At 44.6% G+C, this 12,210-nt stretch carries 8 protein-coding genes; 4 read left to right on the forward strand and 4 right to left on the reverse strand.

The genetic code is table 11. The annotated features are described in order from the left end of the window. Positions 1-81: 81 nt before the first annotated feature. Positions 82-906: a DUF2797 domain-containing protein gene (locus R7Z10_RS09315; protein ID WP_318104689.1), complete on the reverse strand. Its 825-nt coding sequence runs from the start codon at positions 904-906 to the stop codon at positions 82-84. Positions 907-1,239: 333 nt separating this feature from the next. Between R7Z10_RS09315 and R7Z10_RS09320 the strand changes: the two genes are divergently transcribed. Beyond that, positions 1,240-2,577: a GGDEF domain-containing protein gene (locus R7Z10_RS09320; RefSeq protein ID WP_031781257.1), complete on the forward strand. Its 1,338-nt coding sequence runs from the start codon at positions 1,240-1,242 to the stop codon at positions 2,575-2,577. A gap of 142 nt (positions 2,578-2,719) precedes the next feature. Here R7Z10_RS09320 and R7Z10_RS09325 read toward each other — a convergent pair whose 3' ends face one another. From R7Z10_RS09325 to R7Z10_RS09335, 3 genes are all read right to left on the reverse strand, one after another. Next, positions 2,720-4,090 (reverse strand): DASS family sodium-coupled anion symporter, encoded by a 1,371-nt coding sequence (locus R7Z10_RS09325; protein WP_017634863.1) that lies wholly within the window; start codon positions 4,088-4,090, stop codon positions 2,720-2,722. A 219-nt stretch (positions 4,091-4,309) separates the two neighbouring features. Beyond that, the gene (locus R7Z10_RS09330) at positions 4,310-5,044 is read right to left on the reverse strand and encodes a vancomycin high temperature exclusion protein (protein ID WP_005388862.1); all 735 of its coding nucleotides are present in this window, start codon (positions 5,042-5,044) and stop codon (positions 4,310-4,312) included. Between the two features lie 154 nt (positions 5,045-5,198). After that, positions 5,199-6,887, reverse strand: coding sequence for an NAD-dependent malic enzyme (locus R7Z10_RS09335; RefSeq protein ID WP_005377977.1), 1,689 nt, complete (start codon positions 6,885-6,887; stop codon positions 5,199-5,201). A gap of 213 nt (positions 6,888-7,100) precedes the next feature. Between R7Z10_RS09335 and R7Z10_RS09340 the strand changes: the two genes are divergently transcribed. The 3 genes from R7Z10_RS09340 to R7Z10_RS09350 all read left to right on the forward strand — a co-directional run bounded on the left by R7Z10_RS09340 (position 7,101) and on the right by R7Z10_RS09350 (position 12,124). Beyond that, entirely contained in the window at positions 7,101-9,455 is a 2,355-nt protein-coding gene (locus R7Z10_RS09340; protein ID WP_318104694.1) for a helicase-related protein, read from the forward strand. 288 nt (positions 9,456-9,743) lie between these two features. Beyond that, on the forward strand, positions 9,744-10,121 hold the full coding sequence (locus R7Z10_RS09345; RefSeq protein ID WP_005377965.1) for a hypothetical protein: 378 nt from the start codon (positions 9,744-9,746) through the stop codon (positions 10,119-10,121). Between the two features lie 329 nt (positions 10,122-10,450). Beyond that, positions 10,451-12,124 carry an alkaline phosphatase D family protein gene (locus tag R7Z10_RS09350; RefSeq protein WP_318056239.1) on the forward strand — a complete coding sequence of 558 codons (1,674 nt, stop codon included), beginning with the start codon at positions 10,451-10,453 and terminating at the stop codon, positions 12,122-12,124. Positions 12,125-12,210: the final 86 nt, after the last annotated feature.

Genomic DNA, 12,210 nt, shown 5'->3' on the forward strand with positions numbered 1-12,210 from the left:
TCTTCCTAATAGAAAAACAAAAGCTCGAGTCAAAATCGAGCTTTTTTCATTTTTATTTGAATCAACGCGTTCTGCAAGCGATTACTCACTAACTTCAACTTCATAGGAAGTGAATTTTCTTACATTAATAACGCCGGTATCAAAGATGAGGTATTGACCTTTGATGCCTTGCAAAGTGCCAGTAACAACCGGGTTTTTATCGAAGTTATGCGAAGTGATCTTCGTTGGGTGCTGTTGTACCGGGTAGCTAAGGTCGGTAATGCTTTCGTTTAATACTTCAATGGCATCTTCGCCGAATTGCTGTTTTATCTCGGCAATTTTCTCTTCGACTAAAGGCAATAGCTCAGCAAAACGGTCCTGCAATGCCATAGGTTCACCGTCACCTTTTAGCAGTGTGCGCCAATTGGTCTTGTCTGCGATATGTTTCGCCAGTTCAACTTCAATTAAACCGGAGATATGGCGAGTTTTTACTTTAAAAATTGGCAAGCCCTGAGTCGCGCCTTGGTCAATCCAACGAGTCGGGATTTGAGTATGACGAGTAATACCAACTTTTAAGCTGGATGTGTTGGACAGGTAGACAAAGTGATCCACCATGCAATTCTCTTCACCCCATTGTGGTTCGCGACAAGTCCCTTGATCGTAGTGGCAGGTCTCTGGCTTCATGATACACATGTCGCAGCTTGCTAGCTTTTTCATGCATACAAAACAGTGGCCTTGCGAATAACTCTTTTTCGTTTTCTTTCCACATGAGCAACAAAAAATATTGCCAGTGTGAATCAGTGTGAGCGTTTTACCCAGAAAAGGAGTTAAGTCGATTTCTTCCTCACCGACAGGAAGACGGTAGTTGACGGCACCGTCCAGAGAAGCACGCATTTTGTTTAGCGTGCCAGTTGCAATTAATGACATGACATTACTCATTATTGTGTTTTTGCACAGTATATACTGAAGTGGAGAAGAGATGCAGGGTTGACAGGAGCTTTAAAGTAAATGTCTTGCACTAAATTATTATGCATCGTGTTTTATTTTCTAAAAATTATGGCTGTGAAATGCTTCGCAAATAGAAGTTGGGCTGCACTTTTTAGAAATTTTAAAACGTGATAACGGTTCAAAATCCGTTACCATGTGTCGAAACTAAGAATTGAATGAAAAAGCGATTTTATTTCTTGATAAATCATCTTGATTTCATTTTTGAAATTATTGAACCCCACGTATTGTATAATCTCAGCAGGTCACTTGCCCATGAAGTGGATCCATAACTTTATCTTTGCTCTTTCTATTTGCACTATCAGTTTGGTTGCCCTTTATAGTGTGCTTGGCGATACGCGAAAGCTGACCATTACACCTGAGCATTTCAATATCTATGCAACTAAAGATGCCAGTGAAGGAGGTGTGAGTGAGGCAGATATCACATACGATCGGCAAAGCCTAGTCCTTAGCTGTGAACTAAAGCAGAGCTCGTATGCTTGGCCTTACTGCGGAATCTCGGTTTATACCGATTCAGCAACGCCAACACAGGGTATTGACCTTTCCAACTACCATACGATTCGATTGAAGGTGCGATATGAAGAGGCAGGAATAGGGGCTAACCCTAGCCACGACCTACGTTTGTATCTTCGCAATTATAATTCTGAGTATTCCAAGCCGGACGACGAGTACACCATTAAATATAATGGCATGCAGTTTTCTCCGTCGGGTTCGAGCGATATTGTCGAAATTCCGATTAAAAATCTTCAGGTGATGACCTGGTGGTTAGCAGATAACGGAGTCGCGATTGAGCACTCTGCACCTGAATTTTCAAACATCACACGTATTGATATTGCAACTGGGTCTGGTGCGGCACTTGGTAAACATAGAATTGTGATTGATAAAATTGAGTTTGAAGGCGCTTACCTTGCGCAAGAAACATTGTTGTATGCATTATTACTCTCTTGGATGGCGCTTGGACTGGCTTTTTCACTGCATGAGTTACGAAAAAATAGAGTGGCTTATGAAAAAGCGCAAAAGCGTCACCGTCATTTGGAAAAGGTGAATGATACTTTGCGAGCTCAAAACTATGAGTTTGCAGAGCTAGCGCATCGAGATGCTTTGACGGGCGCGATGAACCGATATGCTGTGCAACACTGGCTGGAACAACAATCTCGTCAGGTTCGCTGGGGGCATAACACCTTCAGTATTCTCTATTTGGACTTGGATAAGTTTAAAAAGGTGAACGACAAATTTGGGCACCAAATGGGGGATGACATATTGCGCGAATTTGTCATGGTGGTAGCGACTTCTATTTACTCAGACGATCGACTCGTTCGTTGGGGCGGCGAAGAGTTTGTCGTATTTTGCCCTGATACCAATATTGAACAAGCGTTAGAGAAGGCAGAAATGATTCGCAAAAATGTGGAGGATCATTTGTGGGTGCACGGTGAATCATTAACTTGCAGTATTGGCGTTGCCCAAATGCAGAATGAACGCGTCTCAGAAACCATGGCGAGAGCTGACGAAGTGCTGTATCAGGCGAAGCGCAATGGTCGCAACCGAGTGGAAGCTCATTATGGTTTACTTGCTTGCGAAAAGAAGCAAGCCTGATAGCCGTTCACTAAAAGGAAAGAAAAAAGGTGGCCAACTGGCCACCAAGAGGGAAACTGCTGAACACCACTTAGGGGGGAAGTTTGGGTTATCGATACGATTACCGTGAGCAGCAGTGTAGTGCTAATCGAACTTGCTATTTTTACCAGAACAACCAAGCGAAAAGCGTTAGTGCAGCAATACAGGCAATGTTTAATACGAAACCAATTCGCATCATTTCTTTTTGCTTGATATGACCCGTACCGAACACAATCGCGTTTGGAGGTGTTGCAACAGGTAACATAAATGCACAAGATGCAGCGACGGCAATCAGTGCAGAGAGAATAACCGGAGACATGCCTAAGGCTTCTGCAATGGTCGCAAATACAGGGACAAGTAGCGCAGCACTGGCGGTGTTACTCGCAAACTCAGTTAAGAAGACAACAAAAGCAACCACTGCAAGAATCGTTAAGAGAATACCGGCTTGCTCAAGGAAGCCTGACAAGCTATGAGCCAAAAATACGCTTGTTCCGGTTGCTTTTAGGACGTTACTCAGACAGATACCACCACCAAATAGGATTAACACACCCCAGTCGGTTGTTTTCTCAATATCTTTCCACTCGACGGCGCGAGAAGCACCAAGTAGAAGGATGGCGCCAATGGCTACAAGAGTATCGAACTTCGCGAAGCCACCCAGCATAGCGTTAATAGGCTTACTGAATATCCACAAAGTTACGGTCAGTAAGAAAATCGCCAACGTAATCATTTTGCCGTTTGTCCATTCGACTGGTTGATGGTCAAGGTCAAACTTGTGGCTAAGGTCAGGCTTAGTCATCGTGTACAATACGAGGATAGCGATTGGCATTAATACTAGGGAAATAGGTACACCAAACTTCATCCATTCAGTGAAGCTAAGGCCAACTTCAGCTGCTGCAATTGCGTTTGGTGGGCTACCAACCAGTGTTGCAATACCACCAATTGAAGCACTGTAAGCGATACCGAGTAGAACAAACAAAAAGGTGTTGTGGTTTTTCTTGGCGTCTAGCTTTGTCATCACACCCAGCACAAGCGGTAACATCATCGCGGCGGTGGCGGTGTTTGAAATCCACATTGACAGGCCAGCACTCACACCAAATAGCATGAATACAGCGACAGACATTTTTCCTCTTGCCAGCAATAGTACTTTATCTGCAATAGCTTGATCTAACTTTTGTTTATGTAGAGCCGCAGCTAGTGCAAAACCACCCAAAAATAGAAAAATGATGGAGTTGGAAAAGTTATTCAGTGCGGCTTGAGTGTTGAACACACCCAAAAATACCGCAAGTAGTGGTATGAGCAGCGCAGTAATGCTGACGTGAATCGCTTCGGTTAGCCACAAAATAGCAACAAAAACTAAGATGCTCAGGCCGGTTACTACTTGTGGTTCAAAGGGTAAGGTATTAAACAAGATAATGAACAATAGGATATTCGCGTTCAAAATCATGCTGTTGCGAGTGAAGAACCAATTCTTCAATGTCACAGCGAGTGCGGTCATGGGTAGTGCTCCTTTTGCATTGCCTTTTGTCGGTTTTTTTATGGCAAAGTAACTGACTTGTAGTTATTTATTGATGAAATGTTACTTTGAATGCGAAAAAGAGTTTTGCCTGAATCGTAGAGCAAATTAGAAAGTGTGATGTTGAGAATTGGAAATGGGTAGAAAACTACCCATTTGTTTTATAGAAATGTTACTAGGCTTGTGAGCCACGTTATTCCTCTATTCGACGGGGACTTGAAGAGGCTCGTTAGCTGCTTTATTTGGCTCTTTTACTGCGACGATAGGTTCTTGAGGGCCAAGAAACTTAGGCTGCGTATTGATAATGTACAGGTCTAAAAACGCTTTCACACGGGCTAGCAGTTCTCGAACACGCATCGATGTTTTTTGCTTGTTGGCCGTCGGCCCTGCTACCGCGAGACACTGCGCATCAATGCTGTAAGCATCAGCGATGAACAGTGCGCGTTCGCAGTGAAAGCGTTGAGTCACAATCAGAAATCGCTCCGAAGCAAAAATTTTTTTTGCTCGTACAATCGAATCTAAGGTACGAAAGCCAGCATAATCAAGGTGAATCACTTCTTCAGGCACGCCTGCTTTAAGTAAGTCGCGTTTCATTGTCCACGGTTCGTTGTATGAACGGTGGGCGTTATCACCACTCAATAAAAACTGTTTTACTTTGCCTTGGTTGTAAAGCTCAATCGCCGCATTAATGCGATGAGTGTAGTAAGTGTTGAGGATCTTTCCGATGTATTTACTGGTACCAAGAACTACGGCAACCTCATGTTGAGGGATTTGCTCGTATTCAGTGAAAATGCTCTCTTTGGCTTGTAAAACCACCCACCGGTCGATGGCTATAACAGAAACAAGCAGACTAAGTGCAGAGATCGACAAAATCAAAGCAAATCGCTTCCAGGAAAATTTCAGCTTCCACTTTGATCTTATGCGAGAAAACAACAAAACGTTTTATATCCTTAACTAAAAATGTAGTTCTCATCATATCTGATAGAAACAAAAAGAGAGAAGCCCATTTATGCCAAAATCTGGTTAGGATGATAAAAAAATAAAAGCCCCTACATGGTAGGGGCTAATTATTAAACGAATTGTCTCAAGCTTAGAACGCAGTGCGTTTGTAACGGCGGTAAACAGGTTGCCAGAACGACTGTTCAATCGCCACGTTCAATGCTTCATCAGTAATTTCTAATGCGACACCTTGTTCAATTGCCTTTTTACCAACGGCGAATGCGATTTTTTTCGACACTAAGTGGATTTCTTCCAGTGGTGGAAGTAGAGCCCCACGACCGTTGATTGCTAGAGGAGAACATGTTGCGAGCGCGCGGCTTGATTCCATTAGCATCTCGTCAGTGACACGTTTTGCATTGACAGCAAGTACACCAAGGCCAATGCCTGGGAAGATGTAGCTGTTGTTACATTGTGCAATAGGGTAAGTGCGACCTTCATGAACCACTGGCTCAAATGGGCTACCTGTTGCAACCAGTGCTTCACCATTTGTCCAACGAATGATGTCGTTCGGTGTCGCTTCCACGCGGCTTGTTGGGTTCGACAGTGGGAAGACAATCGGACGCTTACAGTGTTTATGCATTTCTTCGATGACTTCTTGGCTAAATAGGCCAGGAGCACCAGAAACACCAATTAGTACCGTTGGCTTCGCGTTACGCATTACATCGAGTAGTGAGAAGCCATTTCCTTCATTTTCCCATTCTTTCGTATTGGTATGCTTTTGCACCAAGCGTTGTTGGAAATCAAGAAGGTTAGGCATGCCTTCTTGTAACAGACCCCAACGGTCAACCATGTAAACTTGTGAGCGAGCTTGCTCGTCAGAAATTCCTTCCGATACCATTTGTGCGATGATCGCTTCTGCGATACCACAACCAGCAGAACCTGCGCCTAGGAAGGTAATACGTTGTTTAGAAAGCTGAGTTCCTGCTGCTTTACAAGCTGCAAGTAGAGAACCAACAGTAACAGCTGCAGTACCCTGAATATCATCATTGAAGCAACACACGCGGTCTTTGTAACGCTCTAGAAGAGGCATCGCATTTTTCTGAGCAAAGTCTTCGAACTGGATCAAAGCATCAGGCCAACGGCGCTGTACCGCTTGGATAAACTCTTCTACAAATGCATCGTATTCTGCACCCGTAATACGAGGATGACGCCAACCCATGTACATCGGATCAGCTAAGCGTTGCGGGTTATTGGTACCCACATCAAGCACGATTGGTAGCGTGTAAGCAGGGCTGATACCACCACACGCGGTATATAGTGACAGTTTACCGATAGGAATACCCATGCCGCCGATACCTTGGTCACCCAAGCCAAGGATACGTTCGCCATCTGTCACAACAATCACTTTAACGTTGTGGTTTGCTGCGTTGTTCAGCAAGTCGTCAATACGATCACGGTTCGGGTATGAAATGAACAGACCGCGACCACGACGGTAAATGTTAGAGAAGTTTTCACATGCTGCGCCAACAGTCGGCGTGTAGATGATAGGCATCATCTCAGAAATGTGATTTTGCACTAGGCGGTAATACAATGTTTCGTTGGTGTCTTGGATGTTACGCAGATAAATGTGCTTATCCATATCGCTTTCGAAACTTTTGTATTGCTGGTAGGCACGTTCCACCTGCTCTTGGATAGTTTCGGTCGACTCTGGAAGCAGACCTTCTAAGTTGAATGAACTACGTTCTTCAGCAGAGAATGCACTGCCTTTGTTCAAAAGAGGGGTTGCTAAAAGAGCCGGACCCGCATATGGAATATATAGTGGGCGTTTATCGTTGTTCATTGGGTGCCTTATGTAGGGTTGAAGGATGCGCACCAAATTTTAACGGGTTCACTATTTAGTTGTAAACATGCGTTGATGCACATCAATGTAATGTCGCAAAAAAATTCAGATACCGACGAAAATATCGGCAATATTGGTTGTTTAGAGATACCTAAAGCAGGATTTTTTTACTTGGGTATAATGTTTTGCATCATCAAATCAAATCCAATTTCTATGTTTCAACTACCTATCGACAGCCTGCAAGCCGAGTTTGACCATCATGTAAGCCTTAACCATCTTGTGGTGGAAGCCGAAACCGGGTCGGGTAAATCTACCCGCTTGCCCATGTGGGCGGCAAAACACGGACGCGTTCTGGTTATTGAACCACGTCGAATTGCTTGTACCTCGCTGGCTGAATTTCTTGCGGAGCAATCTGGAGAGCCAATAGGTCGCAAAGTCGGTTACGCGGTCAAGCTTCATGCCTACTTTGATGAAAAAACCGAAGTTGTATTTGTGACTCCGGGGGTTGCACTGCGTTGGTTTTCGGAAAACAAGCTAGCAGACTTTGATGTCGTGATAGTGGACGAATTTCACGAGCGACGCTGGGATATTGATCTATTAACCGCCATTTTGAAGCAAGAAAATCAACATCGATTGATCGTCACTTCCGCTACCTTAGAAGGCGAAAAGCTTGCTCGTTACCTGAATGCTAAGCGCCTGAGTTCGGAGGGACGTTGCTTTCCAGTCACGGTGACACATCGTTCTACAGACAGCCGCTATTTACCGAACAAAAAGGGATGTGAACAGGAGGTTGTCGGAGCGGTAAAAGAAGCACTGGAAGATGAAGATGGCGATATTCTTGTTTTTCTCCCAGGACGTAAAGAGATCGCCCAATGCGCGCAGATGCTACAAAGCAGCAGTGATGTCATGGTGGTTAAACTTCATGCCTCGGTCAGTGATGAAGAACGACATCGTGCGCTGACGGTACAAAAGCAACGGAAAGTCGTATTGGCAACCAACGTCGCGGAAACCTCTCTGACCATTCCTAATATCCGTGTGGTAATCGATAGTGGTTTAGAGCGCAGAACTGTACAACGAAATGGACGTACAGCACTGACATTAACCAACATTTCTAAGGCCAGTGCCGCGCAGCGAATGGGGCGAGCAGGTCGCGTTACCGAAGGGGCTTGTATTCGTCTATATGGTGAGCACGCGCCTTTAGAGTTGGTGACACCTCCAGAATTACACAGAGAAGAGCTCGTCGAGCCCATGCTGGCAGCGGCTTGTTGTGGGTACCGTCTTTCAACACTCGATTTTCTCGACTCAATTCCTCCAAAGTCGCTAGAGGCATCTCATTCGACGTTGTTATCTATGGAAGCGATTGATGAGGATGGCAATGTCACGCAGCATGGTAGAAAAGTATATCCACTACCCATTGATGCACTGTTTGCCGATCTCGTTACCAGAATTCAAGCGAAGCCAGAGAAGGAAGCAATGATTGATTTGGCTGCCGCCTTATCTGTGCCTGCGCAGCTCTATCAGCGACAAAGTGGTGAAGTTGCTGAGCTTCTATCTCAAGAGGAGCCATACGGATGTGATGTCTCTTTGTTGATCCGTTTGGTTCGGGGGGAGCAACTCTCAGGCATTATCATTGATGCTAGCGCGCTCGAAGAGGCACAAGGTTTAGCGAAACAAATGCGAGAAGTGTTTGAATTGCCGGAACTTGACGTTGCCTCTCGATATAAACGTGAAGCGCTCTTTTTCTCCATCGCCTCATTGCACCCTGAGCTTGTGTTTGTCCGACGAGCTCGTCGAAGGGATGCTCTAGGAAATGGCGTAGTCGAGATGCTGGTTGGGCGTAACAGCCGCTTTCCTGATAAAGAAGAAGCGGCCATCGTGCTAGATAGCCATAGCGTGCCAGGACGAGGTGTTAAGCAAACACTAAACCTCGCATCGGTTATGATGCCTATCCCGCTGACGTTATTACGCGAACTTGAGCTAGGGGAGTGGCAACAAGGTGAGACGAATTATGAAGAAGAGACCCCAAGAGCAACGATGCACTTGGTCTACGCCGGGCGAATAATCTGTACTGAACATCAAGCGTTAAAAGGTGATGTGGCAGTTCAGTCTATTGTCGAAATGATAGAAGACGAGACACTGTTACCAGGTTTTGCTTCTCAAAGAAAACAGCAAATACAACACTGGAAGCTCTATAACGCATTGGGCCTTAATGCCGAAGGAGAAGAGGTTAACGGCTTGGCCTCCTTGACATTTTCTAGCTGGTTAAAGGATCAGTTGGAAACACTAGGCGTTGAAAATATCGATGATATGGCGTTGTTTGAACCAGAAGACTTAACATTTAACGGTGTTCCAGAATGGGAATACGACGATTTCACGGAGCAGTACCCTTTAGAACTTTCGCTGCCAGAACTCCAACTAGATGTCGAGTATTACGCGTCTCGCAAGCTGGTACAGGTCGTTTATCGAGAGGGAAACCGTAAGGGAGACCCGAAGCGTTGGGAGCTGCCACGCTGGGCTGGTTGGAAGATACAGTATAAAAAGGCCAGTCGAGTGATTGATGTGAAGTAGGTCGGCGGATGACGTTGTGACAAGAATTGATATTTTCTTGGTGAATCTATAATGATTTCATATTGATAGCGTTACTTGTGTGTTGTTTTTAGTTTCTTAATTGAAATATTAATCAATTGAATGCTTATATATGGCGAAGCTGTACATCAGTTGTTACAAAGCTGGTTTTAATATTTCCTTTTGTATGTATATTAGGGCATAAAAGACGAATGTTTTATATCCCATTGCTATATCAAAACAGTTGAACGATATTTGGTATATCTCATTTTCGAGTGTCGGGGGCATAGAATGGATCAACAAGGAAAGACGTGCATTGAATTCGACTACACTAGCTTTTTAGGAGCGACAGGTAGTAAGAAATGGACCTTTTTAGAGGCATTTGCCACCATCGCGCCTATTTTCGGTTTGATGTGGAAACAGAACATTGCGGAATTGAGCAAGCCTGAAGATCGGTTGTGGGATGCCGCATTAAAATCGATGTCTTCTCGTAAAAGTGATGAATCCAATTTGGTCCGCTTAACCCAGCTAGCTAAACATGAAGGGATCAATGAATTGCGAGTCGTTATGCCATATTCGCTCGATGTTCAGCAAATCGAGTACATAGAATCTCGCAGTCAGTTGAAGGTGGATACGTCAGAACAAGATGTCCTTAACATCAAGTTTTAGGCTGAGTATTTCCACTTCATCGATGTACTACTTAACAATAGTGCAATGAAAAGCGACCTCAAAGTAGGTCGCTTTTTATTTTGAGGTTTTTGTCACAGGTCTTAGGAAATGTGATGAATATAGAGTATTTGCACTTAAATTAACAAAAATGTAACGTTTGGAAATGCAATTGTCATAACTAGCTTCTAACTTTGTGTTTTTAGGACAAATTACCGACTAAGTGGTTGGTACTGTAAGTTCGAATTAACGTCCCTTATTGGCATACAAGGATGATCGAGTCACCACGTCATTTGGGCATAAAAACAAACACAATAAGAAAGGAAGTCAATATGTCTTTGTCTCGTCGAGACTTTATGAAAGCTGCCTCTTCAACGGCGATTGTTACCGGGCTGGTGGGCTGTGGTAGCGATGCTAGTGAATCTGCTGCGGTTACCTTTGAGCACGGAGTGGCGAGTGGAGATCCTACTCAAACACAAGTAATCATTTGGACTCGTGTTACAACCTCAGCGAGCTACGCAGATGTAAGCTGGCAAGTTTCATCTAACGAAAATTTTACTGATATCGTGCAAAGTGGCACTTTTGCCACAGACACGAGCCGAGATTTCACGGTAAAAGTCGATGTTCAAAATCTCAACGCAAATTCTCGCTACTACTATCGATTCATGGTTGGAGATGTCACTAGCGAAGTCGGGCAAACTCAAACATTACCAGAGGATGGTGTAGAAAAGGCATCCATGGCGGTTGTTTCTTGTGCAAACTATCCTGCTGGCTATTTCCATGTGTATCGAGAGATTTTAAATCAACATGAGCAAGACCCGTTTGATGTGGTGCTTCATCTCGGTGATTACATTTATGAGTATGGTGCTGGTGGCTACGCTAGTGAAGATGCTGAGGCACTAGGGCGAGAGCCAAGCAAAGGCACTGAATGTATTACCTTAGATGATTACCGAAAACGGTATGCGCAATATCGCCAAGATGCTGATCTGCAAGCGTTACATGCGAGCCTACCAATGATTGCTGTCTGGGATGACCATGAGCTTGCAAATGATACTTGGAAAAATGGTGCGGAAAACCATCAAGAAGAGGAAGGCAGTTTTAATGATCGTCGTGCATCTGCGGCTGCCGCGTGGACAGAATGGTTGCCCGTTCGTGAAAACACTTTCTCAAACATGCTGATTTACCGTCAGTTTTCGTTTGGAAGTTTAGTCAATTTGATGATGCTCGACACGCGACTTGTGGGGCGTGATAAACCGTTGGATTATTTCTCGCTCAGCTCACCAACGATGGAAGCTATTGGCGGTTTAGTTGCTCAGTCGCGCAGTCAAGACCGAGAGCTGTTAGGCGGTGACCAACTCGCTTGGCTGATGGATGCGTTCAGTACGCACGACGCAACTTGGAATGTGCTAGGGCAACAAGTGTTAATGTCTCGTATGGAGTTGCCAAGTTCGGTTATGACCGCGATGTTTCAATTGTTTACTGCCACTGAAGAACAAAAAACAGAGGCGTTATTAGCGGTAAACTCTGCGATTACGGGTTATCTCTCTGACCCAAGTTTAGATACCATTGCTTTGCCATATAACCTAGATGCATGGGATGGTTACTACGTTGAGCGAGAGAAAGTTTATCAACTGGCCAAAGCCAGCAGTGGTAACTTTGTCTGCTTGGCAGGAGATACGCACAACGCATGGGCAAGTGAGCTTAAAGACATATCTAAGCATCCTATCGGGGTAGAGTTTGCGACTAGCTCTGTGAGTTCCCCTGGGTTAGAGGCCTACCTCGCGTTAGACCCTGTCGCGATCGCTCAAATGGAATACACGCTGCCGCACTTAGTGTCAGAATTACAGTGGGCAGACATCAAACAGCGTGGCTTTATGCGCGTTACTTTTACGCCCGACAAAGCAGAGTCGACCTGGTATTTCGTATCAACGATTAAAGACAAAACATATCAGGTGACGACCAAGTCAGCCTCCACAACAGATGGCACTACGTTAAATATCGGCTAAACTGAGCCTTGACCCGTCCTGATATGGGTTGACACTTTTTAACTAAAACGCTCGATGTACTTCATCGGGCGTTTTGTATTTTAAAG

The sequence above is a fragment of the Vibrio sp. Vb1018 genome, assembly GCF_033338775.1.
Taxonomy (GTDB): domain Bacteria; phylum Pseudomonadota; class Gammaproteobacteria; order Enterobacterales; family Vibrionaceae; genus Vibrio; species Vibrio alginolyticus.